Source organism: Frankia sp. QA3, from assembly GCF_000262465.1.
In the GTDB taxonomy this organism is placed as follows: Bacteria; Actinomycetota; Actinomycetes; order Frankiales; family Frankiaceae; genus Frankia.
In genome coordinates this window covers 4,829,214-4,854,544 of record NZ_CM001489.1, presented here as the reverse complement: position 1 = coordinate 4,854,544, position 25,331 = coordinate 4,829,214, and the positions used below count along the sequence as shown (strand labels likewise).

24 protein-coding genes are annotated in these 25,331 nt (G+C 73.3%); 13 read left to right on the top strand and 11 right to left on the bottom strand.

Annotation, left to right across the window (positions count from 1 at the left end):
- The first annotated feature begins 358 nt into the window (after positions 1-358).
- The gene (locus tag FRAQA3DRAFT_RS19925; protein ID WP_009740855.1) at positions 359-607 is read left to right on the top strand and encodes a DUF6158 family protein; all 249 of its coding nucleotides are present in this window, start codon (positions 359-361) and stop codon (positions 605-607) included.
- A gap of 337 nt (positions 608-944) precedes the next feature.
- On the opposite strand, the gene FRAQA3DRAFT_RS19920 is transcribed toward FRAQA3DRAFT_RS19925, so the two are convergent.
- The 6 genes from FRAQA3DRAFT_RS19920 to FRAQA3DRAFT_RS19895 all read right to left on the bottom strand — a co-directional run bounded on the left by FRAQA3DRAFT_RS19920 (position 945) and on the right by FRAQA3DRAFT_RS19895 (position 8,247).
- Positions 945-3,026 (bottom strand): substrate-binding and VWA domain-containing protein, encoded by a 2,082-nt coding sequence (locus FRAQA3DRAFT_RS19920; RefSeq protein WP_009740854.1) that lies wholly within the window; start codon positions 3,024-3,026, stop codon positions 945-947.
- A gap of 307 nt (positions 3,027-3,333) precedes the next feature.
- The gene (locus FRAQA3DRAFT_RS19915; protein WP_009740853.1) at positions 3,334-4,392 is read right to left on the bottom strand and encodes a GNAT family N-acetyltransferase; all 1,059 of its coding nucleotides are present in this window, start codon (positions 4,390-4,392) and stop codon (positions 3,334-3,336) included.
- 37 nt (positions 4,393-4,429) lie between these two features.
- On the bottom strand, positions 4,430-5,365 hold the full coding sequence (locus tag FRAQA3DRAFT_RS19910) for an alpha/beta fold hydrolase (protein ID WP_009740852.1): 936 nt from the start codon (positions 5,363-5,365) through the stop codon (positions 4,430-4,432).
- An 81-nt stretch (positions 5,366-5,446) separates the two neighbouring features.
- Positions 5,447-5,968 carry a DoxX family protein gene (locus FRAQA3DRAFT_RS19905; protein WP_009740851.1) on the bottom strand — a complete coding sequence of 174 codons (522 nt, stop codon included), beginning with the start codon at positions 5,966-5,968 and terminating at the stop codon, positions 5,447-5,449.
- A 234-nt stretch (positions 5,969-6,202) separates the two neighbouring features.
- Entirely contained in the window at positions 6,203-7,654 is a 1,452-nt protein-coding gene (locus FRAQA3DRAFT_RS19900; RefSeq protein ID WP_009740850.1) for a CapA family protein, read from the bottom strand.
- A 71-nt stretch (positions 7,655-7,725) separates the two neighbouring features.
- A complete protein-coding gene (locus tag FRAQA3DRAFT_RS19895; RefSeq protein WP_009740849.1) occupies positions 7,726-8,247 on the bottom strand; it encodes a MarR family winged helix-turn-helix transcriptional regulator in 522 nt (173 codons plus the stop codon).
- A 417-nt stretch (positions 8,248-8,664) separates the two neighbouring features.
- On the opposite strand from FRAQA3DRAFT_RS19895, the gene FRAQA3DRAFT_RS19890 reads away from it, so the two are divergent.
- The gene (locus FRAQA3DRAFT_RS19890; protein WP_232291672.1) at positions 8,665-9,864 is read left to right on the top strand and encodes a BON domain-containing protein; all 1,200 of its coding nucleotides are present in this window, start codon (positions 8,665-8,667) and stop codon (positions 9,862-9,864) included.
- On the top strand, positions 9,861-10,652 hold the full coding sequence (locus FRAQA3DRAFT_RS19885; protein ID WP_009740847.1) for a metallophosphoesterase: 792 nt from the start codon (positions 9,861-9,863) through the stop codon (positions 10,650-10,652). The genes FRAQA3DRAFT_RS19890 and FRAQA3DRAFT_RS19885 overlap by 4 nt, the downstream gene beginning before the upstream one ends.
- 510 nt (positions 10,653-11,162) lie before the next feature.
- On the opposite strand, the gene FRAQA3DRAFT_RS19880 is transcribed toward FRAQA3DRAFT_RS19885, so the two are convergent.
- On the bottom strand, positions 11,163-12,065 hold the full coding sequence (locus FRAQA3DRAFT_RS19880; RefSeq protein ID WP_009740846.1) for a Rieske (2Fe-2S) protein: 903 nt from the start codon (positions 12,063-12,065) through the stop codon (positions 11,163-11,165).
- Positions 12,066-12,278: 213 nt separating this feature from the next.
- On the opposite strand from FRAQA3DRAFT_RS19880, the gene FRAQA3DRAFT_RS19875 reads away from it, so the two are divergent.
- Positions 12,279-12,701 (top strand): DUF2795 domain-containing protein, encoded by a 423-nt coding sequence (locus FRAQA3DRAFT_RS19875; RefSeq protein ID WP_009740845.1) that lies wholly within the window; start codon positions 12,279-12,281, stop codon positions 12,699-12,701.
- A 651-nt stretch (positions 12,702-13,352) separates the two neighbouring features.
- On the opposite strand, the gene FRAQA3DRAFT_RS35250 is transcribed toward FRAQA3DRAFT_RS19875, so the two are convergent.
- The gene (locus FRAQA3DRAFT_RS35250) at positions 13,353-13,688 is read right to left on the bottom strand and encodes a hypothetical protein (RefSeq protein ID WP_157467509.1); all 336 of its coding nucleotides are present in this window, start codon (positions 13,686-13,688) and stop codon (positions 13,353-13,355) included.
- 258 nt (positions 13,689-13,946) lie between these two features.
- On the opposite strand from FRAQA3DRAFT_RS35250, the gene FRAQA3DRAFT_RS19865 reads away from it, so the two are divergent.
- Positions 13,947-14,192 (top strand): hypothetical protein, encoded by a 246-nt coding sequence (locus FRAQA3DRAFT_RS19865; RefSeq protein ID WP_009740844.1) that lies wholly within the window; start codon positions 13,947-13,949, stop codon positions 14,190-14,192.
- A 52-nt stretch (positions 14,193-14,244) separates the two neighbouring features.
- On the opposite strand, the gene FRAQA3DRAFT_RS19860 is transcribed toward FRAQA3DRAFT_RS19865, so the two are convergent.
- A complete protein-coding gene (locus FRAQA3DRAFT_RS19860; RefSeq protein WP_009740843.1) occupies positions 14,245-14,469 on the bottom strand; it encodes a zinc ribbon domain-containing protein in 225 nt (74 codons plus the stop codon).
- Positions 14,470-14,607: 138 nt separating this feature from the next.
- On the opposite strand from FRAQA3DRAFT_RS19860, the gene FRAQA3DRAFT_RS19855 reads away from it, so the two are divergent.
- Positions 14,608-15,681 carry an asparaginase gene (locus FRAQA3DRAFT_RS19855; RefSeq protein ID WP_009740842.1) on the top strand — a complete coding sequence of 358 codons (1,074 nt, stop codon included), beginning with the start codon at positions 14,608-14,610 and terminating at the stop codon, positions 15,679-15,681.
- Positions 15,682-15,749: 68 nt separating this feature from the next.
- On the opposite strand, the gene FRAQA3DRAFT_RS19850 is transcribed toward FRAQA3DRAFT_RS19855, so the two are convergent.
- A complete protein-coding gene (locus FRAQA3DRAFT_RS19850) occupies positions 15,750-16,325 on the bottom strand; it encodes a DnaJ domain-containing protein (protein WP_009740841.1) in 576 nt (191 codons plus the stop codon).
- A gap of 394 nt (positions 16,326-16,719) precedes the next feature.
- Between FRAQA3DRAFT_RS19850 and FRAQA3DRAFT_RS19845 the strand changes: the two genes are divergently transcribed.
- The 7 genes from FRAQA3DRAFT_RS19845 (at position 16,720) to FRAQA3DRAFT_RS19815 (ending at position 25,006) form a co-directional block, all read left to right on the top strand.
- The gene (locus FRAQA3DRAFT_RS19845) at positions 16,720-17,640 is read left to right on the top strand and encodes an RNA-guided endonuclease TnpB family protein (protein ID WP_009740840.1); all 921 of its coding nucleotides are present in this window, start codon (positions 16,720-16,722) and stop codon (positions 17,638-17,640) included.
- A gap of 97 nt (positions 17,641-17,737) precedes the next feature.
- Complete coding sequence (locus FRAQA3DRAFT_RS19840; protein ID WP_035921220.1) at positions 17,738-19,144, top strand: CoA transferase; 1,407 nt, start codon at positions 17,738-17,740, stop codon at positions 19,142-19,144.
- Positions 19,145-19,503: 359 nt separating this feature from the next.
- Positions 19,504-20,679: a branched-chain amino acid ABC transporter substrate-binding protein gene (locus FRAQA3DRAFT_RS19835; RefSeq protein WP_009740838.1), complete on the top strand. Its 1,176-nt coding sequence runs from the start codon at positions 19,504-19,506 to the stop codon at positions 20,677-20,679.
- Between the two features lie 202 nt (positions 20,680-20,881).
- On the top strand, positions 20,882-21,814 hold the full coding sequence (locus FRAQA3DRAFT_RS19830) for a branched-chain amino acid ABC transporter permease (protein ID WP_009740837.1): 933 nt from the start codon (positions 20,882-20,884) through the stop codon (positions 21,812-21,814).
- Entirely contained in the window at positions 21,811-23,286 is a 1,476-nt protein-coding gene (locus FRAQA3DRAFT_RS19825; protein WP_009740836.1) for a branched-chain amino acid ABC transporter permease, read from the top strand. The genes FRAQA3DRAFT_RS19830 and FRAQA3DRAFT_RS19825 overlap by 4 nt, the downstream gene beginning before the upstream one ends.
- Positions 23,283-24,212: an ABC transporter ATP-binding protein gene (locus FRAQA3DRAFT_RS19820; RefSeq protein ID WP_009740835.1), complete on the top strand. Its 930-nt coding sequence runs from the start codon at positions 23,283-23,285 to the stop codon at positions 24,210-24,212. Before FRAQA3DRAFT_RS19825 ends, FRAQA3DRAFT_RS19820 begins: the two co-directional genes overlap by 4 nt.
- Positions 24,212-25,006, top strand: a complete 795-nt coding sequence (locus tag FRAQA3DRAFT_RS19815) for an ABC transporter ATP-binding protein (RefSeq protein ID WP_009740834.1) — start codon at positions 24,212-24,214, stop codon at positions 25,004-25,006. The genes FRAQA3DRAFT_RS19820 and FRAQA3DRAFT_RS19815 overlap by 1 nt, the downstream gene beginning before the upstream one ends.
- Here the strand turns inward: FRAQA3DRAFT_RS19815 and FRAQA3DRAFT_RS19810 are convergent.
- Positions 24,973-25,275, bottom strand: a complete 303-nt coding sequence (locus tag FRAQA3DRAFT_RS19810) for a hypothetical protein (protein ID WP_157467502.1) — start codon at positions 25,273-25,275, stop codon at positions 24,973-24,975. The two genes, FRAQA3DRAFT_RS19815 and FRAQA3DRAFT_RS19810, sit on opposite strands and share 34 nt — an antisense overlap.
- Between the last annotated feature and the right edge of the window lie 56 nt (positions 25,276-25,331).

Below are 25,331 nucleotides of genomic sequence, written 5' to 3'. Positions count from 1 at the left end.
TCCGGACCCCGTCCCGCCGACGCCCGTCCCCGATCCGGTGCCGCCGGGCCCGGGGCCCGATCCCGTGCCGCCCGGCCCCGGCCCGGACCCCGTCCCGCCCGGCCCGGGGCCCGATCCCGTGCCGCCCGGCCCCGGCCCGGACCCCATCCCGCAGCCCGGCCCCCTGCCGGTCCCGCCCCCGCTGTGACCATGGGCCGGCTGTCGCCATGGGTGGGCTGTGACCATGGGTCGGCTGTGCCTGCGGGCCGGGAGTGACTCCGGGCTGGGCTGGGAGGCCGCGCTGGTGGGGCCGATCGCCGGCTGCGACCAGGGCCGGGATCGGCGCGAAATCTGCCGGCGGAGCGGGTAGACCCAGGTCATGACGCACCGACCCGCGGGCATCCCCGCCCCCAACCTGACCGACGACGACCTCGTCCGAGAGCTGCGGCACCTGCACCGCACCCGGCACGACGCGTTCATCGCAGGCAGCGAGGACGCGTTCGAGACCCACACCGCGCGCATGATGGAGCTCGAACGCGAGTACCTGCGCCGCTTCCCGGACGCCGCCAGCCCCGATCCGCGCCGCACCCGGGCCGGCCGACGCCGCGCCGCTGGCGTCGCGGGCTGAGCCGTCGGTGTCGCGGGCTGACCGGCCAGCGGGCCGGGCTGAGTAGCTGGCTGCGGTTTCCTTCCGTTACCGGTGGTGTGCGTAGTCGTGCCGAGGTCTGGGCACGGTTTTTCGGCTCAGAACCGTGATTAGGCCTCGGCACGATGTGGCCGCGATCTGGCCGGAATGACGAAGGGCGGCTGGTTGGCGGTGCCGGGCGGGGAGAGTGGCGGCATGAGGACGGCCCCGGACGAGCTGTCGGCCCGCCCGGCCCGGCCCGCCCGGCCCGCGTGGTCGGCGGGAAGGCTGCCGGCCTGCCCGGCGTGGTCAGTGGTAAGGCGTCGCGGGCCGGCTCGGGTCAGCCGCCGGCGCCGGTCAGCGTGTCGACGTAGATGTCGAACAGGCCGTCCGAGTCGGGGGTGAGGTAGGCGTGGCCGCCGGTGGCGCCGGCCAGGCGTTGTAGCGCGGCGAGATCCGCGCCGGGATCGCAGGCGATGACGATGAGCTGGACGGGCCGGCGCGGATCGGCGGCGGCCCGCAGCGCGGAGACCGCCTGGTCGAGCGCCGGTTCGCGGCTCGCCGCCGCCTGCCGCCCCGGCTGCTCGCCGCCGGCATGGTCGTCGCCGCCCGCGTCGTCGTCGCCGTCGGTGAACAGAACGACCCGGTTGAGCCGGTCGGGGGTGAATCTGCCGGTCAGCTCGCGCACGGCCGCGACCGCGGTCGAGTACAGGTCGGTGCTGCCGGCGGGTTTCAGGTCCGCCTGCGCCGCGGTCAGGTCGTTGAGCTGGGTGCCGGTGCGGCCCGGCGCGTCCAGCCGGGCCAGTGGGGCGAGCTCCCGGTGGCCCCCGGGCAGCTCGGCGGAGGACTGCCAGAGCCCGACCTCGCTGTCCGGCGCGAACAGCCGCAGGCCGGCCAGCGCCGCGGCCGTGGCCGCCTGGAGGCGTGTGCGACCGGCGTCGCCCGTCAACGGCAGCGCCATCGAACCGGAGGTGTCGAGCACGGCGAGGGTGGTTCCGCGCTCACGGCTGTGCCGGAAGAACCGGCGCGCGGTCCCGAGCACGCTGTCCGAGGCGTCCGTGCTGGCGAGTTTCGGCGGGGTGGAGCGCACGCCGTCGGTGGCGTTGAGACTTGCCGACAGCCCGCCCGGGTCGTCGCGGCCCTGCAGTTCCGCCGGGGTGCGGAAGCCGGCCGCGGTCAGTGCCCGCCGCCCGGCGTCGCCGTGCAGGTAGGCGGCGAAGGCGTCCGCCGCGGCGCGCTTGGGCGCCGAGCCCGACGTCCGCTTCAGGACGATGTAGGGCACCGTTGCCGTGAACACGCCGTCGGCGGGATAGGAGGCGACCAGGGTCGTCGCCGGCAGCGGTCCCGTCCGGGCCGCCAGCGCCCGGTTGTAGGCGATGACGTCGGACTCCAGGGCGGGGAACGCGGACGGCGCGCTGCCGGCGGCGCCGTTCTCCGTCCCGCTGTTGCGGACCGAGTCGAACAGCTGGTGGTCGTACTGCGGCAGCCAGTCGATCGAGCGTTCCAGGTGCAGCACCGTGGCCTGGGCCGCCCGATCCTGGTCGAAGGTACCCGGTGTCATGTCCGCGGGAGCCAGCCCGCGCACCGCGCCGACCGTGCCGATGACCGTGCGCAGCGCCGCCGCCGAGGTCTCGGGGTTGGCCATGGCGAGCCGGAACTCGCCCCAGCGGGGCTCCCCGCGGTTCGGCCAGAATGCGGCCTCGTCCGCGTTGGCCGCGAGATCGGCCCAGGTCAGGTGATGTTCGGGCCAGCCGAGCCGCTGCGCCATCAGCCGGGGCATCGCGATGACGACGGGGGAGCCGGCGATCGTCGTCGCCCGCGCCGGTAGCTGCTGCGCCGCGGTGTTCGACTCCTGCCCAAGCTCCAGCCAGTCCGCCGACTCGGGGATCCACACGTCGGGAACGGCCGAACCGGGCGCGTTCGCCCGCGACAGCGTGTCGAGCGCCCGGTCGGACGGCGAGGCGGACACCTCGAAGGTCACGCAGGGTCCGTCCCGGTCGGAGTGCGTCCGGCTGAACTCTGCTGCCAGCCGGCTGATCGGCGCGTTGAGGGTCGGCGCGGTGGTGATGGTCAGCGTGGTCCGGGTGGTGCCGTCCGCGCACTCGTCGGGCGAACCGCCGTGCCAGACGGACGCCGCCGCGAACCCGAGGCCGGTGATCGTGAGACCGCCGAGGACGAGTAGGGCGGCACTGCTGACCGCGCCGAGACCGATCCCGCGGGCCCGCCAGCCCCGGCGCCGGCCGTCCGAGCCGAACCGTCCGGGCCGCGCGAACCGTCCGGGCCGCGCGAACCGTCCGGGCCGCGCGAACCGTCCGGGCCGCGCGAGCCGCCCGCGCGGCGACCTGCCGACACGGCGGCCAGGCCCGCGCGGCCCGGCGCCGCGAGAGCCTCCACCTGGGGACCGATGACGGGCGCCGGACACACAGACGTCCTTTCACGGGAGGCGCCGCGCCTGTTCCGGACCCGTCGCCACCACGATGATGTGACTACTTCTCCCGCCGAGCCCACCGCGCAACGGTCGACCGCACTCCTCGCCGTCCCCCGCCGATCCGGGAATCGGGAGCGTTGTGCCTCGCATCGGTTTTCGTGCCGCCGATACTGCCCAGCCGCGGGCCGGTCGTCAGCTCATCTTGGAATGCCGGGGCTCGGCGTTGTTCTTCCGTTTCCTGCGTCGTCGACATGGTGGCCTACCAGGCCAGACGTTCGCTCGGCGTCAGTGGGACCGGGGCTCACGCGTCGGCGGCGACGAGATCGGAGTAGGCCGGATGGCGTTCGATGAACGCGCGGATGTAGGGGCACTGCGGGACCACGGCGAGGCCCTGCGCGCGCGCATCGTCCAACGCCCCGGCGGCGAGAGCGGAGCCCACTCCCTGACCGGAGAACTCCGGACTCACCTCGGTGTGGATGAAGATGATCCGATCTGCCCGCTTCTGGTACTGCACGAAACCGGCGACCTCGCCGGTCGGCGTGAGCGCCTCGTAGCGGATGCGTTCGGGATTGTCGGTGACAGACAGGTCCATGGGGGCATCTTCCTCGATGCCGGCGAGGTCGGCAGGGGTGTCGACGTCCGCGGGGGTGCCGAGGCCGTCGCAGGCGACCCGGCCGACCGAGCCGGGATGGGCGCGCAGCCAGGCCCGCGCGCCGACCTCCCCGCGGGCGAGGCCGGTGACGTCGGCCCAGACTGCCCGGCGCAGCAGAACGGGATGGCCCGGCCGCCCGTGGTAGGTGGCGGTCAGCGCCGGATACCGCTGGTACGCGCCGGCCGGCGCGGCGGCGTCGACCAGGCGGCGGACCGCGGCCGCGGTCAGGCCGGGCTGGTCCACCAGCGTGACGACCGCCGCGTCCGCGCCGGTGCCGGCGAGGGCTTCGAGCCCGGTCCGCAGGGAGGCACCGATCCCCTCGGCCCATCCAGCCGCCCGCACCAGGCGCACATCCACCCGCACGGGACGGTCCGCCCTGCCGGGAGGAAGACGTGCTGGGGCGGGAAGAGTGTCCGACTTGCGGTCCTCGGAGGCGAGGGCGGCCAGGGCCGCGCCGACCTCGTCCGCGGCGGCGCCGACGACGACGACGACCGGCGCGCACCCACTGGCGACGAGCATGCGGACCCCTCGCGCGGCGAGGGTCTCACCGCCGAGCTCCACCAGCGCCTTGGCGCGCCCCATCCGCCGCCCCGCCCCGGCCGCGAGCAGTAGACCGGCGACCGCGGGTGGGGCGGAGTCCGCGGGTGGAGCGAAGTCCGCGGGTGGGGCGGCGTCCGCGGGTGGGGCGGCGTCCAGCTCGGCGTCCATCGCACTCAGGCATACCCCACCGGGCGGGGCGGCGGGGTCAGCCGGCGGGGCCCAGGACGAGGCGAGGCCGGATCCGGCGTTCGAGGAAGTCGAGGATCCGCACGTCGAAGACGGCGTTGTCATCGCCGGCCACCATGTGGTGCGCCCCGGCGACGTCGCAGTACTCCGCGTGCGGGGCGAGGTCGAGGAACTGGCGGGCGTCGTCCTCGCTGAGCACGTCCGACTGGCCGCCCCGCACGAGCATGGTCGGGATCCGCAGCCTCGTCACTATGGTGGACAGCTCCTCCAGCGGCGTGCGTAGCCGCAGCCGCGGGTCGTGGCCCTCCGGCGGGAAGACGAAGGCCGGATCCCAGTGCCAGTACCAGCGTCCGTCGGTGAAGCGGAGGTTCTTGCGCAGCCCGTCCGGGTCGCGTGGGCGCTCCCGGTGCGGCAGGTAGGCGGCCACCGCGTCGGCGGCGTCCTGCACGGAGGCGAAGCCGTCCGGCGCCGCCCGCATGAATTCCATGATCCTTCCGGTGCCCCGGGGCTGCAGGAACGGCGACACGTCGACGAGGACCAGGCCACGTGCGACGTCGGGGTCGCGGCCGACGGCGGCGAGCGAGGCGATCCCGCCGAGCGACGCGCCGATGAGCACCGGCGGCCGGCCGAGGGCGCGGCACAGGGCGAGCACGTCGTCGGCGAAGGCGTCGAGGGCGTAGTCACCGTCGGGGGACCAGCCGGAGTCGCCGTGGCCGCGCAGGTCGACCGTGAGGGTGTACCAGCCGTCCGTACCGAGCCGGCGGGCGGTGCGCCGCCAGGAGTGACGGGTCTGGCCACCGCCGTGGAGTAACACCACCGCAGGATCGGTGTCGTCGCCGTAGGCGTCCGCGGCGAGGGTCAGCCCGCCGTTCGGGATGCGCAGGGACGGGCCGGAAGTCGTCGAAGCCAGCTGTTCGCTGTCGGAGTTCGTAGGCACGTAGGTCAGTATGAGCACACTCTTCGTCCGGGCGCCCCGCCGCCGTGCCGTGCTCGGCGGCGGGGACCGGGCGGCTCGCTCAGGCCTTGGCCGGCTCGCTCAGGCCTTGGCCGACGCGGCCGGCTTGCGCTCCGGTCGCCAGGCGGTCACCAGCAGCAGCGCGGCCCCGCCGACGCCGAGCAGGATCGCGATCAGGCCGCCGGCCCAGCCGTCGAGCTCGATGCCGATCGCGTGGTCCAGCGACGCCTTGCCGGGGCCGAGGATGCCGATCGCCGCGCAGACGACCGCGATCATCAGGACGTACTCGTAACCCTGCCCCGGCTTGAAGATGAAGAAGCCGTTGTTGCGGTGTGCCGTGATGCCCGCGACGACCATCGTGCCGATGATGCCACCGGCGCTGAACGGGGTGAGGAAGCCGAAGACCAGCCCGAATCCCGCGGCGAGCTCGACGAGACCGGAGGCCCAGGCGTGCACGATGCCCGGGCGCAGGCCCATGCTCTGGAACCAGCCGGCCGTCCCCTTGATCCCGCCCGGCCCCCAGACGTGGTTGTAGCCGTGGGCGACCAGAGTGAGACCCACGATGACCCGGAGCACCAGGGCCGCGGTGTCAGGCGATGTCACGTGTCTCCTCCTCGGAACGGCTACCCGGGTGTACGGCGTGGCGTCACGCCGCTGCCGCAGCGCCGACAGTATCGGGTTGACGGGGAGGACACGCTAATTGCACTAAGTTTGATCTATTTTCGGCCGTTCGCTCAGGCGGAGGGGACGCGCGGTAATCCACGGGTGGGCAGAGGTTTCGTGGGCGGCCGGGCCGACGGCCGACGCGATCTTTGGGGGTCCGTGGCCGCCGGTGGCTCATCCGGCCGGATCCGCGCCGTCCGCCTGGCTGGGCTTGGCCGGCCGGGCAGGCCCGCCAGGGCGGTCCGGGGGCGGATCGCGGGGAACCCGGTCGACCCGGACCCCGTCGGTCGAGCCGAGCGCCCCGACAGCCGCGACGGTGCGCTGCCAGGAGGCGTTCAACAGCGCCCGCCCCGGCGCGGGCGCGCCGCGGTCGTCCAGCCTGTCGGCGATCGGCCAGCCGGCGGCACCGGAAGGATCCGCCCAGGTCGGCGCGTACGTGAGTCCGGCCACCGTCCAGCCCAGGGCCGTGCGCCGGACCTGGATGGACAGCAGCACGCCGTCGCGGCCCGGCGCCGGGGACTCCCCGCCGCCCGTCGACCTGTCCGCGGTGCCGCCCGCGCGGTCGCCGGAGGCCTGAGCGCCGATCAGGGTGCCCAGGTCGTAGGCGACGTAGCGCCCGGCGACACGCTCGATCGGCAGCGGGCTCCCGCCGCCGGTGCCGAGGATCAGGTCCACGTCGGACGAGGTGAGCAGCGCGTGGGCCAGGTCGCGCTGGCGCGACGTCACGGCCGCCTGGCCGGGCCGACCCCAGGCGGGCTGTGCGACGACGAGATCGGCGCCGTCGGCGCGGGCACGGGCGGCGTCCTGGCCGATCCGCTCGGCGGTGAGGGTGGCCTCGGCAGTCATGGTGGCGGAGCCGAGGTAGGTCAGCAGGGCGATCCGCACTCCCCGGACCGTCTCGGTGCCGATCGGTGCCCGGCCGCCTCCGTCCGCCGGGACGGACGCCGCGATGCCGGCGCGGTCGAGGGCCGTGCGGGTGCGCCGTGCAGCCGCGCTGCCCGGCGGATCGCCGTCGGCGGTGTCGCACCGGTCGAAACCGGCGCCTGCAAGCGCGGCGGCGGCGGTATCTTCGCCGTCGGGCCCGCCGCCCGGGGCGTTCGGGGCATTCGACGCGTCGGTGGCGTTCGCGGCGTGGGGGGATGCGGGCAGGGACGCCGCCAGCCGGCAGAGGGCGAGATCGGCCGCGGTGCCGTAGCCGCGCAGGGCCACCAGGGCCGCCCGCGGGTCGACGGCCCGGGACAGATCGATCTCGCCCCCCGCGACGAGGGTGATGGACGTGGCCTCGGGACCGAACGAGGCGCTGGCACCATTCGGCCGGGTCTGGCCCGGCCGAAGGCCGTGCGGCTGGACCCCGCCGTGCAGGTCGCGATCGCCGTGCAGGTCGCGATCGCCAGAGCGCGCACCGCCGTCGGGCTCACCGCGGTCGGGACGGCCCGCCGGGAAGGAACTGGCGGGCCGGGCGGCCTCGCGCCCGTGGAGCGGGGACGAGGCGGTGATGCCGACGGTGCCGACCGCGAGACCGGCGAGCCCGACGACAGCGAGTCGCCGAAGTGCGGACAGGCCCAGGAGCGGGGCGCCAGAGGTTCGGGGGCGACGCCGCGCGTCGGGCCGACGGAGTCGCTGCATCGTCCTCGGTGCCGGTCGGATCGAATCGACGTCCTAGCGTTACCGAATGTAAACGATGGGTAGCGCTCGTGCTAGCGCGGGCCGCCCTGGTCGACGATCCGCGTCAGCATGGAGAGCAGTGTGCCCTGTTCCTCCCTCGACAGGGGAGCCAATAGCTTGTCGTTCATCTGTTCGATGCGGTCCGCCACCTGGCCGTGGGTCGACTCGCCTCGCTTGGTCAGCCGTAGCACGTTGCGGCGGCCGTCGCGCGGGTCGCGGACCCGGCGGATGAGTCCTCGCTGGACGAGCCTCGCCACCACATCGGCGACCGTGGACCGATCGAGCGACGCCCGTTCGCCGAGCGTGCGCTGATCGATGTCGGGATCGGCGAGGAGGCTGTTGAGGACCACGAACTGCGGTGGAGTGGTCTCGGTGGAGACGGTCGTGGTCCATAGCTGGTAGGTCACCTGCTGCAGCCGGCGGGCCAGCTGGCCTGGGTGGCTGGACATGTCCACCACACCGCTGGTGCTGGGCAGGTCGGCCGGTTGCGGGGACAGGGTGGCCGGCCCGTTGGCGCGTTGCCCGGGTAGGCGCTCGCCGGAATGTTCCAGCACGCCGGTGTCTTCACTGACACCCCTGGGCAACTGGTCGGATCGTGTGCGCGCGTTCAGGGTTCGCTTCCAATCCGGTGTCGAAGTGGGCGGCCGACGAGTTCGCCGCAAAGGTCATCATCGCTCATGCCGACGCTCGTTGTCGCCAGGGTGTGAGAATCGGGTGGCGCTCCGACGTCGAAGCCGTAACTCCTGTGGCATGTAGTGAAATTATAACTACGGATAGCCGGACATCCCGGCACTTGCGTAGTACTCTTGTCACCGCTTTGGGGTAGCCATTCGGGGATGTCGCGATCGTGACAGCGGTACCTGCGACTACTCGGCGCCGCGCGCGAGGTGCATCACAGGGCACAGGCGGGTACGGGCTGCGGTATGGAGGATGCGCCCAGAGGTCTGCGGGAGAGTCTGAAACGGGTTGCCGTGACCCTGAAGGAGGCGGACATCCCGTTCGCCCTCGGGGGTAGCTACGCGTGCTGGGCTCGTGGCGGCCCCGAACCCGTACACGACGTTGATTTCATGCTGCGGGAAGAGGATGTGCCGCGGGCGGTCGAGGTGCTGGCCGCGGCCGGGCTGCGTCCCGTGGATCCGCCGGAGGACTGGCTCACCAAGGTGTTCGACGGCGAGGTACTCGTCGATCTCATCCACCATCCGGTCGGTCGCGCGGTCACCCAGCAGACGCTGGAACGGTCCAGCGAGATGTCGGTGGACTCGGTTCGGATGCCCGTCCTGGATGCCACGGACTGGTTTGAGATGACCCTGCTGGCCCTGGAGGAGCGCTACTGCGATCTGGCCCGGGTCCTGCCGATGATCCGGGCGATGCGTGAGCAGGTCGACTGGGACCAGGTTCGCCGATCCACCGCCGCCTCGCCCTTCGCCGAGGCCGCGTTGCTGGTCGCGACCCGGCTCAATCTCATTCCGCCGGCAGACCCCGCCCCGGCCGCCGCGCGACCCGGCGGGATTGCGCTTGCCGGGGCGGAACTCGGCGACGCGGCGGAAGGCGACGCGGCGAAAGGCAGCAAGATAGAAGGTAGTGCGCCCGAAGTCCGCGTGCCGGAACGCAATGGTCCGACAGGCAGCAGGGCAGAAGGTAGCCGCGGGGAAGGCACGGGCCCGCAGGGCAGTGAGGCGCCGGGCTGGGGCGCGCAGGGCAGTGAGGCGCCGGGCTGGGGCGCGCAGGGCAGTGAGGCGCCGGGCTGGGGCGCGCAGGACAGGGGTGCGCAGGACAGGGGAACCGCGGCGGCGCAACGCCGTGGTGCGCAGGACGGGCGGAATTCGGCCGCGCCGGGCGCCCGCCCCGGGTGGCCCGACGCCGCCACCGCGGTGGCGCCGCCGCCTGGCGCCCAGGGCGAGCTGGACCTGGCCGAGGCCGACGAGTACCTGGCGGGGGAGCTCCACGAACGGCTCGCCGAGGACCCACGGGTCGCGGAGCTCGGGCTCGAGGTGGTGGTCGCCGACGGGCGCATCCTCGTCGAGGGCGAGGTCGCCACCGACGCCCGCCGCAGGGCGGTCGCGGACGTGCTGGCCGAGGCCGCCCCCGGCCGGCCGGTCCGCAACGAGGTCACCATCACCGGCCACGCCACAGCGGCCGACGAACCCGCGAACGTGGAGACCATTTCATGATGCGCATCGCCGCCGTCGGCGACATCCATCTGGGAACGGACAGCGGCGGGACCTTCGCGCCGGTCATCCGCGGTCTGGCCGGGCGCGCGGACGTGCTGCTGCTGGCCGGCGACCTCACCCAGCACGGGCTGCCGGCCGAGGCCGAGGTCGTCGCGGCGGAGGTGGCGGGGGCGCAGCTGCCCGTCGTCGCCGTGCTGGGCAACCACGACTATCACGGCAATGCCGAGCGCGAGATCGCCGGCATACTCACCGACGCCGGCGTGACGGTGCTCGAAGGCACCGGAACGGTCCTGGACATCGACGGTGCACGGCTCGGGGTCGCCGGAGTCAAGGGATTCGGGGGCGGCTTTGCCGGGGCCAGCGGAACGGACTTCGGCGAACCGCTGATGAAGGCCTTCGTCCGGCATACGAAGGAGACCGCCGCCCGGCTTCGGCACGCTCTGGAGGCGCTGGATTGCGATATTCGTGTCGCTTTGACCCATTACGCCCCGATACCTGACACTCTGATCGGTGAGCGAGCCGAGATCTATCCCTTTCTCGGCAGCTACCATCTCGCCGAGGCGATGGATGCCGGCGGCGCCAGCCTTGCCCTGCACGGGCATGCCCACGCCGGGTCGGAACGCGGGTCGACGGCGGGCGGAGTGCCGGTCCGCAATGTCGCCCGTCCGGTGATCGGAAAGCCCTGCGCGTTCTATGCCGTCGGCGCGGGGGCGGCCGTCGAGGGGGCGCGGATGGCGGCGCCATCGCCGGCGCCGGCGGTCGATCTCGCGGCCCCGACGGCGCGGTGACCGCCGTCCGAAGGCCGCGCGCGGCGGCCGTCCGAAGGCCACGCGCGGCGGCCGGTCCTCCGTCGCCCGATCATCGCTCCGCCGGCCCGCTGCAACGGTCATCGGTGTGCCGGCAGACCTGAATAGTCCGAGTGGGGGGTGCCCCCATGGCCCAGGTGGGGGATGCACTCCCGGGTTGCCTGAGCGGGTGTAGACGGGGAGCACCCGCCCGAAGGGGCCCGTCGCCACCCGCGTGGGCCGCCCGTGGGGAGGTGGTCCGTCCGGGCGCGCGACCTGCGCCGCCGAGGTCCGATCCGGGGTGTTTTCCCCTTCCCGGGTGTGCACGGCCGGGCCATCCGATCTCTGCGCAGGGGACGCCGCCCACCGTCGCGGGCCACCGGGCGTCTGATCCGGCCGGACCATTCCCCGGCCGCACGGCTGGCCCGCACGGGGTGGCCCCCGGATCATCCATACGGGGCATGCGGTCCGTTCGCCCGACGCGTCCGGATCGTCCAGTGCTCCCGCCGGGCGTCATGGGGCTCCGGCATCGGACAGCCGCACCTCGACGTCGCCGTGGGAGACCGCCACCTCCAGCCGGGGCTGCCCGGCGGTCGCCGGGCCATGCGCGACCGCCCCGTCGGCCAGCCGGAACGTGCTGCCGTGCCATGGACAGCGCACGCAGGTGGCACCGTCGTGCACCACGATCTCCCCCTCGTGCAACGGCCCCGCCAGGTGGCTGCACCGGTCCGCGAGGACATCGACATGATCCCCCTGCCGGAGCAGCAGCAGCGGCACCTGACCTAGCAGCCGGACCTCCGGGCGGCCCGAGGCGAGCTCGTCCAGCCGGGCGACCCGGTGCCAGCCGGGCGGCAGCAGATAGGCGACCTCCTCGGCGTGGTTGACCCCCGACGCCTGCCGGTAGGCCAGATGACCCCCCAGATAGGCCGACGCCCCGGCCACGGCGAACCCGGCCAGGCCCAGCCGGCGGCCCAGCCGGTCGCGCCCACCCCAGCGGGCCAGCAGCGACGCGAGGTAGCAGCCGGCCGCCAGGGTGTTGGCACCGGCATGCGCCACGCCGACACGCAGTTGGCGTTGGTGCAGCTCGGAATAGTCCGCGAGGCCGGCCGCCGCCGCTGCCCCCGCGGCGAGCAGGCCCGTGCCGATCAGCACCCGCACCGCCCGTTCGGACCGTTCATCGCGCCCGCCAAGCAGATCCACGATCCCCGCCGACAACCAGGTGCCCAGCGGGAGCTGGGCCAGCGCGGGGTGCAGCGGATGCCCGAGCGGCACCCCGTTGAGGATGTCGCGTGCCGCCCCGGGGCCCAGGGTGTGCCGGACACGGTCGCGGACCTTCGCGGCCACCGGATCGAGGGCTTCGGCCCGCTCCAGGCGCTCGGCCGGCCAGACGAGGACATCGTGCGGTGTCCGCCTCATGCCTTCGGGTGTTCCCGCTCGGGCCCGCCGGCGAACCGCGACACCCGGCCGAGGGTTTGTTTCGTGTCCCAGGGTGTACATCCCCTGCGCGACACGGATCCGGCGGGACGAATGGGTGACCTCACATCCCCATGCGCCGTCCGCCGCGCGGGTCGTCGGATTCTCGACCACCTGTCGCCGTCCGCGGGCGGCGACGGAGGGAAGGAACGAGACATGGCAGTGGATCGGGGAAGCTCCAAGCACGGCCCGTGGCGAGACGACGCCATGGCGCACGAGGTCTCCGGGTTCGTGCGCAGCGGCCGGGACACCCGGGCGGAGGAGTGGCGTTCCGTCGAACCGGCGGACGAGCTGCCCGGTGACGCGCAGTTCCCGGATCCCGCCCAGTTCCGGGCCGGGGCGTCGGCCGGCATGACGCCGACCGACGTCGAGGAGCGTTCCGAACTTGCCCGCTGGCTCGGCCGGGCGGTCTTTCCCGCGGAGCGGGAGGAAATCATGGACCATCTCCGCCATCAGCACGCTCCGGACCGGGTCGTCGAGGCAGTGGCCGCGGCGCCGCCCGGCGTCCAGTTCACCTCCGTCGGCGAGCTGTGGCGGATGCTGCGGTCCAGGAGCGACGCCGAGTTGCCGCGGCGCTGACCGACCGCGGCCGACCACAAACCGGGCTTCGGGCGATGAGCGGCGCCGGCTGCGATCCGTGTCGACGGGGCGACGGTGCGGTCGCCGACCCTGCGCCGTGCGCCGGTTGTCCGATATCCGACGTCGTCGGCGGCGGACCGCCGTCAGGTGGGAAAACCGCTGGGCGGCAGGGGAATGTGGCGGTCGTCATGAGGACGATTGCATGACGCTGGCACCACCGGGGCACAGAGCAGCCATGGGACGCACCGTGCTGGATCGACGGCCGCGCACAGCCACCACACGCGGCTCCGCATCCCGGGCGCCCGCGCCGGCCCGGGCTGCTAGGCCCGCTTCGGCCCGGGCGGTCGGTCCGGCCTCGGGCCGGGCCGTGGGACCCGTCCCGACCCGGGCGGCTCGCCCGGCGCCGGCCCGGGTGGCCGGATCCGCATCGGTCCGCCCGTCCGCCGCCCGGCGGGGACCGGCAGAGCCGATCGGCCTGGGCCGCTTGATCAGCTTGGGGCTGGGTGCGAGCGTCGCGTTCCTCGTGATTTTCGCACTCATGGGTGCCTTCGGGGCTCTGGCCTTCGGGGCCCTCGCCGGCCTGTGGGCGCTCGGGGTCGCGTGGATCATGATTTTCGGGCCGCCTGCCTTCGACCGGCGCGTCGTGCACACCTACGGCCGGGCGGCGCGGGCCTCGCTGGGCGACGCGGGTTCCGCCGCGCTGGCGTCCCTGCGCTCGTCGCGCCGCTCGCTCGGCTCGTCCATCCGCTCGCGCCGCAGGCCCACGCAGACACGGGCGGGGCGGGCCACGCGGCTGCGGTGGACGCCGGGCGCGACACCCTGGGGATTCGGCGCGGCGAGCGTGTTCCGGGCGACCCGGCGTCGGCCGTCCGCCGGCACCACGTCGGCGGCCGGCACCACGTCGGCGCGTGGCACCACTCCGGCGCGTGGCACCACTCCGGCGCGTGGCACCACTCCGGCGGGCCGTTCCAGTCCTGCGGCCGGCATCAGCCCGGCTGGACCGTCCTCTCGAGCGGGCGGTCCCACCACGGCCGATCGTCCGGAGCGGACCGCTGTTTCGGGCGGGCGGGCCGACCGGCCGGGGGCGGCGGAGTGATCCGGCGGCCCCGGGCGCGGGCCCCGGCCGGCACCGGGCCCGACCGGGCGAATTCCAGGTTCCGGGCCGGCGTGCTCGGCCCGTCGCCTCACGGGTTCCGGGCCGGCGGCGCCGCGTGACGCACCTCACCCGTGGGTAGGAGTGAATTCATGGGTACCCGTGGGCTCGGCAACCGTGACCAACAACCCGGATCGGGCGGTCTGTTGCAGACCCTCGTCTCCGGCCTGGATCAGACCGAGCGGGACGAGACGCTGCGGCTGCTGCACCGCCGCCTGGTCGAGGACCGGGCGGCGGCATCCGGCGGCCAGCGGGACCGCCAGGTGGACGTCGGTCCCCGCAGCCGGGCGGCCCGCGGGCCGGCGAAGAGCCGCGGGGCGGGCAGCCGCCAGCGGTGAGGCCGCGGCCCCGGCCCCGGCCGCAGATACAGCCCGGTCCGCAGCAACAGCGTCAGCCGCAGCAACCGCCGCCGCAGCACGCTCCGCCGCCGCCCGTCGGCGCCGCCATCGCCGGGGCGGCCGCGCCGCGGCTGACGGCCACCGCGGAGAAGACCCGAGAGGTCTCGGCGTGCCCGGAGGGGCAGGTCACCCCGTCGGTCGGGGCGGACTCGGTGATGCTTCGACGGACCTCGAAGGAGGCGTCGCACACCCGGCAGCGGTAGTCGTAAGCAGGCACATCATCAGGGTATGCGGCCCGGCCGCCCTCGGGTGGCCGTCCGGCCCCGCTCGGCTGGCGGCGCGGGCAGGGCCGGACGCGAGGAGAGACCGAGCCGGCGCCGGGAGCGGGCGTTTTCGTCGGATGTGAGGATGTGGCATGGCGCCCCACCAGGGGGACGGCCGTCGTACCCTGACAGCCATGGAGCCGCCGGAGGGTCCGCAGGTGGTCGCCGAGGTCGTCCGGGGGTTGCGCAGCGGCGCACCGTTCATCGAAAGCCTGCATCACGGCACTGTCGTCGGTCTCGGCCGCGATGGTGCGGTCGCCCTGCGGGTGGGCGCGCCCGACGTGCCGGTGTTTCCCCGCTCGGCGGTCAAGCCCTTTCAGGCGGCCGCGATGCTTCGCGCCGGTCTCGACGGGGTCTTCCTGAGCCGGAACATCCCGAGCGACCTGCTCGCCGTGGTCGCCAGCTCGCACAGTGGCGAACCGGCCCACCTGGCCCGGGTGCTGGAGATCCTCTCCGTGGCCGGGTTCTCCGCGGACGCCCTGCGATGCCCCGCCGACCTGCCACTGGGCGCCACCGCGGCCGAGGCCCACCTGCGCGCCGGCGGGCGGGCGGAGCCGGTCCTGATGAACTGCTCAGGCAAGCACGCCGGGATGATCGCCTGCTGCGTGGCCGCCGGCTGGCCGGTGGCGAACTACACCGAGCCGGACCATCCGTTGCAGCAGGCGATCAGGCGCACGGTCGAGGACCTGGCCGGTGAGGAGATCGCCGGCACGGCGGTGGACGGCTGCGGTGCGCCGCTGTTCGCGTTCTCGCTCACCGGGCTCGCCCGCGGGCTGCGGGCGATGGTGCAGGCGGCGCCGGGCAGCCCCGAGCGGCGGGTCGTCGAGGCCATGCGGGCTCACCCGGAGCTGGTCGGCGGGGTCGGGCGCCCCGACACCGACCTGATGCGGGCCGCGCCCGGCGTGCTGGCGAAGAACGGCGCCGAGGGCGTCACCCTGGTCGCGACGCTCGACGGTCACACCGTCGCGATCAAAATCGCGGACGGGAGCGGGCGGGCAGGCATCCCGGTCGCGCTGGCCGCGCTGAACCGCCTGGGCGCGCTGCCCGGGGTGGACACCCCGGGGCACCTGGATCTCGACCTGGCGCGGCTCGCCATGCTTGGGGCGCCGACGGTGCTCGGTGGCGGGCGCCCGGTCGGCTCGCTGCGGGTGCGCCTGCCCGGCTGACCCGCCGCAGGGAGCTGGTGCCGTGACCGCGAACGCTCCCGGCTGCCCGCCGTCGCGACGCGGTGTTGCTAGCCTCGCCGTCCGCGGCGGGCATGGTCCTTCGCGGCGGGCGCAGGGCGGGGACGGCTCGCGACGGTGACGGCCACCGGCGGGATGATCGCCGCGATCGCCATCATGATCAGGGCGGCCGGGACGGAGTACAGCCGGACCACCGTGCCGCCCGCGATGAACAGGGTGAGCGCGATCGACATCAGGATCAGGTAGCGCCGCCGCACGACCGGGTCGGCTCCGGGCCGCGGCGTGGGCGGGCCCTGCTGCCCGCCGGAGGGGTACGGCCCGCCGGAGGGAGATGGCCCGCCGGAGGGAGATGGCCCGGCCCGGGGATGGGGCGAGCCGGCCCGGGGATGGCTCGGTCCGGCGGTGCGTGGTTGGCCCGGGTCGGCGAGGCGCAGGTCGTAGCGGCGGCGCAGGCCGGGGTCGCGCAGGACCCGGTAGGCGACGTTGACCCGGGCGAAGGCCGGCGACGAGCCGCCGGCATCGGGATGGGTACGCCGCGCGGCGGCCCGGTAGGCGTGGCGGATCTGGTCCGCGGTGGCATCGGGCGGCACGCCCAGAACCTCATACAGCGAGAGTTTCACACCCACGGGCGCCTCCCCGGCCGCCGATGACCACCCGATCGGGCGGTACGGCGACACCGTGTCATGGCGAAAGTACGGGCACGTGACCAGAATGAGTGCCGAACCACCCGAAGGCGAGTCTGAGACCCGCCACCTCCCCGATAAAAAAAGTACATTCTGCGCACTCTGTGACTTGATTGATCGTTTTGTGCTCGCGACCGGCCTCCTGGGTGTGGGGCGGGTCATGCCCTCGGTCGACGGCCGGAGGCGCGCCGCCGGAGCCGATGTGGAGCGTGCGCACGGGTGACCATGAGACGTAGCGTGCAGGCCCCGCCCTTCAGCTTCAGGGCGGGGTTGGTGCATCGACAACAGCGCCGGCCGATCGAACAGGTGTGCTATTCTGTGGGGTGCGGGAAGCCGGGTGGCGAAGCGGGCGTACCGCTACCGGTTCTACCCGGATCCGGAGCAGTCCGCGCAGCTTGCCGCGACGTTCGGCTGTGTCCGCTACGTGTACAACCGGGCGCTCGCCGAGCGGTCCCGGGCGTGGGCGGAGGAACGGCGCCGGGTCACCCCTGCCGAGACCGACAGGATGCTTACCGGGTGGAAGCGGGACCCGGAGACGCTCTGGTGGGCCGAACCATCGAAAGGCCCGTTGCAGGCCACGCTTCGTCATCTCCAGGGCGCCTTGGTGAACTTCTGGGCGACACGGGCCGGCTATCCGTCTTTCAGGAAGAAGGGCCGGACCGTCGACGCGGCGGCCTACTTCCGGAACTGCTTCACCTACTGGAATGGTCGGATCACGCTGGCGAGGCAGGGTCGGCCGTGGGACGTCGTCTGGTCGAGGCCGTTGCCCGACGGTGTGGTGCCGTCGCAGGTGACGGTGTCCCGCAAGCAGAAGGGCTCGAAGAACCGGGCGAAGGTGCGGGTGAGGGTCGCCCGGATCCACGGCCGGATCGCCGACCGGTGCCGGGACCATCTGCACCAGCTGTCCACGAGGATCCTCCGCGCGAACCAAACGGTGGCCATCGAGGACCTGCCCGTCCGCAACCACACCCTCGCGCGGGCGATCTCCGACGCCTCCTGGCCGCAGCTGCGGCGGATGGTGGCGTACAAGGCCGGCTGGTACGGCCGGACGGTCATCGCGATCGACCGGTTCTACCCGTCGTCGAAGACGTGTTCGTCCTGCGGGACGATCGTCGCACAGCTGCCGTTGAACAGCCGGGAATGGGAATGTGCCTGCGGGGCGGCCCACGATCGGGACATGAACACGGCGAAGAACATTCTGACCGCAGGGCTTTCGGTGACTGCCTGTGGAGAGGGAGTGAGACCACCTTGCTCCTGAAACGAGGAGGCGTCCGTCGATGAAGCAGGAACCCGCACCGCGAGATGCGGGAATCACCTCCCTTCAGGGAGGTGAGGATGTCAAACGGGATGGGGACATGGCGCAGGTCGCGAAGATCGTCGATGAGGTCGCGTCACTGGTGGGGGAGCCTGGCATCGCGGACCGATTGACCATTACCGGCCCGGCCGACGTCCTGCCCAGCCTCTACCGGGTGACGACGGTCGCGACCGCCTCGGTGGCGGCCGCGGCGGTCGGAGCCGGGCGGCTGCTGGCCGCCCGGACCGGCGGCGGCTCCCCGGACATCACCCTGGACACCCGCCACGCCGGCGCCGCCTTCTGCAGCGAGCGCCATCTGCGTATCGACGGCAAGGAGCCGCCCGGGCCGTGGGACCCGATCTCGGGCTACTACCCCACGGCCGACGGCCGCTGGCTCCAGCTGCACTGCAACTTCCCGCATCACCGAAACGGGGTGCTGGACCTGCTCGGGGCGCCGAACGACCGGGCCGCCGTGGAGCGGGTGATCCGGCGGGTCGAGGCCGCGTCGCTGGAGCTGGAGCTGCAGGCCATGGGGCTGTGCGCCAGCATGGCGCGGTCGGAGCCCGAGTGGGCCGAGCACCGGCAGGCCGGTGCGCTGGCCGAGCTGCCGCTGATCGAGGTGAGCCAGCTCGGTGACGCCCCACCGGCGCGGTTCGCGTCGACGGAGACGCCAGCGGCCGGCCTGCGGGTGCTGGACCTGACCCGGGTCATCGCCGGCCCCATCGCCGGGCGCACGCTCGCCGCCTACGGCGCGGACGTGCTGCGGGTCGGCGCCGCCCACCTGCCGGAGGTGCACAGCCTGCTGGTCGACACGGGGTTCGGCAAGCGCAACGCGTTCCTCAATCTGCGGGTCGCCGCCGACGCCCGCCGGCTGCGAGAGCTGATCGCGTCGGCGGACGTGGTCCTGCAGGCCTACCGGCCGAGCGCGCTGGACCGGCTCGGGTTCGGCCCGGACGCCGTCGCCCGGATGCGACCGGGCATCGTCTACGCCAGCATCAGCGCCTACGGGCGGCAGGGGCCGTGGAGCGGGCTGCGCGGTTTCGACAGCCTGGTCCAGACCGCCTCGGGGATCGTCCTCGCCACGGCCGAGGCGGCCGGCTCGCCGCGCCCGGTGCCGCTGCCCGCGCAGGCGCTCGACCACGCCACCGGCTACCTCGCCGCGTTCGGGGTGCTCGACGCGCTCGCCCGGCGGGTGACCGAGGGCGGGAGCTGGCACGTGCGGGTCTCCCTGGCCCGGACCGGACGGTGGCTGCAGGACCTCGGCCACCACGACACCCTTGCCCGGCCCGATCCGACGGCGGATGATGTCGCCCCCTACCGCGCCTGCCTGAGCAGCGAGTTCGGCGAGCTTTCGTACATCCGGCCCGCGGCGACCGTCGCCGGGGTCGCCCCGCGTTGGCTCTCGCCGCCCGCCCCCCTCGGCACCAGCCAGGCGGTCTGGGCGGCGCCGCGCCGACCGGCGGCGTAAACAGTTTCAGTCCGGCGCTCGCGACGTTGCGGCGCGGCGGCGATCGCCGAGGATTGTTAACACTGGGCGCGCCTGGACACCACTTTTGTGTCATCGGTGTAACGACCTGATATGAGTACTTTCGGCGGATCTGCTCAGGGGACTAGGTTTCCGCCATCTCAGCGGAGAGCGCGTGGCGGTCGGCCGGTCATCCGCCGGTCCGGGCGCGTTTTCCGGGGGGCGGTCGGGGCTGGCGCCGAGGGGCGCGTCATCCTCTATGCGGTGGCGCGCCGGCCCCACGTCGGTGGCGCCGGGGGTTGCTCGTAGCAGGGTCGGTCGTGGCATCGGGCTCGCGATCGGCGGACCGGAGGAGGAAATGCATGCGTAGGCGCCCGCTCCTGGGAGCGATAGCCCTCGCCACGGCCGTGACGTTGACCGCCGCGGCCTGTGGGAGCGACAGCGATGGTGGGTCTTCCGCGGACGGAAAGAAAACGATCACCATCGGCTTCCAGGGCGTTCTGTCGGGCGACAGCCAGCAGCTCGGACTGAACGCCCTTTACGGCGTACGGACCGCGATCGCGGAGGTGAACGCGGACGCGAGCTCGCCGTTCCAGCTCAAGCTCGTCGAGTCCGACGACGGCGGCTCCGCGGACCAGGGCCCCACGGCCGCGCAGAAGCTGATCGACGATTCCAAGGTCGTCGCGGTCGTCGGCCCGATGTTCTCCGGCGCCACCAAGGCCAGCGAGCCCGCCTACACCCAGGCCGGCCTGCTGTCCGTGAGCCCGTCCGCGACGGCTCCCGCGCTGACCACCCTGGGCTTCAAGACCTTCTACCGGGTCATCGCGCCGGACACCGTGCAGGGCAAGGCCGCCGCCGACTACGTGGCCGCCGTCCTGCAGGCGAAGAAGGTCTACTCGCTGGACGACAAGACCGAGTACGGCACCGGCCTGTCCGGCGTCCTGGAGGCCGAGCTCAAGGCCAAGGGCGTCGCCGTCACCCACGACGGCATCAACCCGACCAAGGACTACACCTCCGAGGCCACGAAGATCATCGCCGCGGCGCCGGACGTCCTGTACTACTCCGGGTACTACCCCGAGCTCGCCCTGCTGTCCAAGGCGCTCAAGGACAAGGGCTTCACCGGCAAGATCGCCAGCGGGGACGGCTCGCTCGACCCGCAGTACGTCGCGCAGGCCGGCGCCGCCGCGGCCGAGGGCACCTACCTCACCTGCCCCTGCGGCGACGCGAACACCGACCCGAAGGCCGCCGCGTTCGTCGCCTCCTTCAAGAAGGTCAACAAGGGCGCGAAGCCCGGAACTTACTCCGGTGAGGCGTACGACGCCACGCTCGCGCTCGCGAACGTGTTCAAGAAGCTTGGCACCGACGTCAGCCGGGAGTCGGTCGCGAGCGCCTTCGGCGCCGTGAACTTCCAGGGCATCACGAAGACCGTCGCCTTCGAGTCCACCGGCGAGGTCAAGGGTTCCAACGTGTTCATCTACCAGGTCAAGAACGGTGCGATCACCGTTCTCGGCAACACCTCGGATCTGATCAAGTCCTGATGTAGGCGCGGGCGGTGGCCGGATGAGCGAACGTCCGGCCACCGCCTCGCCGCGTCCGGCGAACATCTGCGCCGCAACCCGTCATTCTGCTTACAGAACCAACATCCGCCACCAGAACGAGCATCCGCCACGAGAACGAGCATCTGCCACGCGGACGAACTTCTGCCAGGCGAACGAGCCACGCGACGAACGAGGCACACGTATGGGTTTCCTCGACCAGTTCTGGCAGCTGACCATCGACGGCCTGATGGTCGGCTCGCTGTACGCGGTCATAGCACTCGGGTACACGCTCGTGTACGGGGTTCTCCAGCTCATCAACTTCGCCCACAGCGAGGTGTTCATGCTGGGATCCTTCGGCGGCCTGTTCGCCGCCCGAGCCCTGCTGCCCGACGACGGGTCGGTGCCCGGGGGGCTGGCGTCCGTGGGGCTGGTGGCCGTCGGCCTCGGGGTCGGCGCGATCTGCGGGGGGCTCGCCGCGTTCACCCTCGAACGGGTGGCCTACCGGCCGCTGCGGCGCCGCTCCGCGCCCCGGCTGGCCTACCTGATCAGCGCGATCGGGGCGTCGCTGTTCGCCGTCAACCTGGCCGGCAAGGAGTTCGGCCGGCAGAACGTGGACCTGCCCGACCTGTTCCACAACGGCACGGTCTTCACGGTCTTCGGCGCGGACGTCTCCACCCAGTCGCTGGTCATCTTCGCCGTCGCCGTCGCGATGCTCATCGGCCTGGACCGCCTCGTCGCCGGCACCCGCCTCGGCCAGGGCATCCGGGCCGTCGCCCAGGACGCCGACACCGCCGTCCTCATGGGGGTCAACGTCGAGCGGATCATCATCGTCACGTTCGTCGTCGGCGGCCTGCTCGCCGGCGCCGGCGGCTTCCTCTACGCGATGACGTTCAACGCCTCGTACAGCATGGGGTTCGTCCCCGGGGTGAAGGCGTTCACCGCCGCGGTCCTCGGCGGCATCGGCAACGTGCGCGGCGCGATGCTCGGCGGCCTGCTGCTCGGCCTGGTCGAGAGTTATGGTGGCTACCTGTTCCAGGCGTCCTACAAGGACGTCATCGCCTTCCTCGTCCTGGTGGCGATCCTGATGATCCGACCCTCCGGCCTGCTCGGCGAGCGTCTGGGGCGGGCGGCATGAGCACGCCTCCCGCCGGCCCGCCCGGCACCGGCGGCGGTGCCGCCACCGTGCCGCTGCGAATCGCCGGGAGCCCTGCCGGTCCCGCCGGTTCTTCCGGTTCCGCCGGTTCTTCCGGCTCCGCCGGTTCTTCCGGTCCCGCCGGCGGCCCGGCCCGGCCCGCCTGGCACCCTTCGGTGCTGTTCGCCCCGGCCCGGCTGCGCCAGCTCGGGGCGCTCCTGCTGGTCGGCGTGCTCGCCGCGATCGTCACCGGCCCGACGGGCAACTCCGACAAGCCGCTGCAAGCGGCGAAGGACTCGATCGTCGACGTCCGGATCGTGCTCTACCTGGGGCTCGCCGTCGCGCTGTGGGTGCTGCTGGTGCTCGGCGCGCAGCTGCGCGGCGCCCTGGAGCGGGTGAGCGCCCCGGTGCGCGCGCCGGTCGGTGCGGCCTACGGTCGCCGCGGCGGCCCGATCGTGCTGAACCTGGTGCTGCTCGCCATCGCGATCGTCGCGCCCATGGTGGTCTCGACGGCCGCCCAGCAGTCGATGGTCAACGACATCGGCATCTACGCGCTGCTCGCCCTCGGCCTCAACGTCGTCGTCGGCTACGCCGGCCTGCTCGACCTCGGCTACATCGCGTTCTTCGCCATCGGCGCCTACGCGACGGCCTACTTCACCTCGCAGACCGCCATGCCGTGGCACGCGCCGTTCGTGCTCAACCCGTTCTTCGTCTTCCCGATCGCGCTTATCCTCGCCGCGCTCGCCGGGGTCATCCTCGGCGCGCCGACGCTGCGGCTGCGCGGGGACTACCTGGCGATCGTCACCCTCGGCTTCGGCGAGATCATCCACCTGGTGGCCAACAACGCCGACAACATCACCAACGGCGCCCGCGGCGCCTTCGGGGTGCCGCACCTGTCGATCGACCTGCTCGGCATCGACTACAAGTGGGGCATCGACCCACTGCCGTACTACTACCTGCTGCTCGTCATCATCGTCGTGGTGATGATCGCCTTCGGCCGGCTGGAACGGTCCCGGATCGGCCGGTCCTGGGCCGCCATCCGGGAGGACGAGATCGCCGCCGAGGCGACCGGGGTGGCGACGCTGCGGATGAAGCTGCTCGCCTTCGCGATCGGCGCGTCGGTGTCGGGCTTCGCCGGCGTGCTGTTCGCCTCCAAGCAGTTCTTCAACCCGCAGAGCTTCAGCCTGCAGGCGTCGTTCTTCGTCGTCGCGGTGGTCATCTTCGGCGGGATGGGGTCCCGGCTCGGCGTCGTGGTCGGCGCCGTCGTGCTGCAGGGACTCGCCTTCTACCTGCGGGACAAGGTGCCGCCCGCGGACCGTTACATCTACTTCGGGGCCATCATCGTGATCATGATGATCTTCCGCCCGCAGGGACTCGTGCCGTCGCGCCGCCGCCGTCGGGAGATCCAGCTCGTGGAGGAGGGCATCGGCGCCGCCGACTCCCTCGGTGTCGCGCCGACGGGAGGACAGCGGTGAGCCGGGTCGGTGCCCACCGGTCCGGGGTACCCGGCGCCCGCAACCCGCGCGCCGACGAGACCGCGCCCGGCGACCTGGTCGTCGAGGCCCGCGACCTGGCGCTGCGCTTCGGCGGGGTGACCAGCCTCGACGGCGTCTCGCTGCGCCAGCGCCGCGGGGAGATCCTCGCGGTGATCGGCCCGAACGGGGCCGGCAAGACGTCGCTGTTCAACTGCCTGACCGGGGCGTACCGGCCGCAGCAGGGCTCGGTCACCTTCTGGCCGCAGGCCGACCGCCCGACCGAGCTCGTCGGCCGCCGCCCGCACGCGATCACCCGGCTCGGGGTGGCCCGCACCTTCCAGAACATCCGGCTCTTCCCCGCCCTGTCGGCCCTGGAGAACGTGCAGATCGGCACCGAGGTGCGGCAGCGGTACGGGCCGGTCGGCGCGATCCTGGGCCTGCCGCACGCCCGGCGCGCCGAGCGCGACGGGGTGCGCCACGCGCTGAGCCTGCTCGACCTGGTCGGGCTGTCTCACCGCACGCACGAGCTGGCTGCCTCACTGCCGTACGGTGAGCAGCGCCGGCTGGAGATCGCCCGGGCCCTGGGCACCGAGCCCAGCCTGCTGCTGCTCGACGAGCCGGCAGCCGGGACCAACCCGGCGGAGAAGCAGGACCTCGCCGGTCTCATCACCCGCATCGCCGGCACCGGGGTGTCGGTGCTGCTCATCGAGCACGACATGCGGTTGGTGATGTCCGTGGCCACCGCGGTGGTGGTGCTCAACTTCGGCCGGGTGATCGCCCACGGCACGCCGGGGGAGGTCCAGCGCGATCCGGCGGTCATCGAGGCGTACCTCGGCGTGACCGATGCCGAGGACACCGGTGGCGCTGCCGGTGGCGCCGACGTCCCCGCCGGGCGCGGCGCCGCCGCGCGGAAGGACGTGCGCTGATGCTGCTGACACTGAGCGACGTCGAGGTCGCCTACGGCGCGGTGACCGCCCTGCGCGGGGTCAGCCTGGAGGTCGGCGAGGGCGAGATCGTCACCCTGCTCGGCGCCAACGGCGCCGGCAAGACGACGACCCTGCGGACCATCTCCGGCCTGCTGCGGCCTCGGTCCGGCGAGGTGCGCCTCGACGGCCGGCCGCTGTCGTCCATCCCCGCGCACGGCCTCGTCGGCGCCGGGGTCAGCCACGTGCCCGAGGGCCGGCGGGTCTTCCCCAGCATGAGTGTCCGCGAGAACCTGCTGATGGGCGCCTACCATGATCGTCGGCATGCGCGGGCGGACCTGGACCGGGTCGTCGCGTTGTTCCCGCGGCTGGCCGAGCGGATCGGCCAGCCGGGCGGCACGCTGTCGGGTGGTGAGCAGCAGATGCTCGCGATCGGCCGGGCGCTGATGAGCCGGCCGCGGCTGATCCTGCTCGACGAGCCGTCGATGGGGCTGGCCCCGATGATCGTCCAGACCATCTTCGAGGTGATCGCCGAGATCAACCAGGCGGGGGTCGCGGTGCTGCTCGTCGAGCAGAACGCGGCCTCGGCGCTGCGGATCGCCGGGCGCGGGTACGTGCTGGAGACCGGCCGGGTCGTCCTCGCGGGCACGGCCGCCGGCCTGCTCGCCGACGACCGGGTCCGCCAGGCGTACCTGGGCGAGGACGTCGCCGACGGGGCGGATGGGCCCGCGCCGGCCGGGGGCGGTGCGGCGGCGGGCCCGGCTCACGGCGCCGCGGTCCCCGCCGACTCCGCCTGAGCCGCCCACTCGGCGGTACCTGGGCCCGGCCGGCCGTCACCACCCGGGCCGGAGCCACCCCCGCGGCCGGTCCCCCCTCGCGGCCCGAAACCGCTGCCCGGCCCGAAGCCGCTGCCCGGCCCGAAGCCGCTGCCCGGCCCGAAGCTGATATCAGGGCTGATCCCGGCGTCCCGGCGGGCCCAGTCCAGCCCGTCGCGGGTGTCGGGTCCCCACAGCCAGACGGCGAGGCCCAGCAGCACGGCCCCGCCGGTCACGATCGTGTACATCATGATCCCCAGGATCAGGGCAAGCGCTCTTGCAGTCCATCTAATTTTTCTGCATGCCA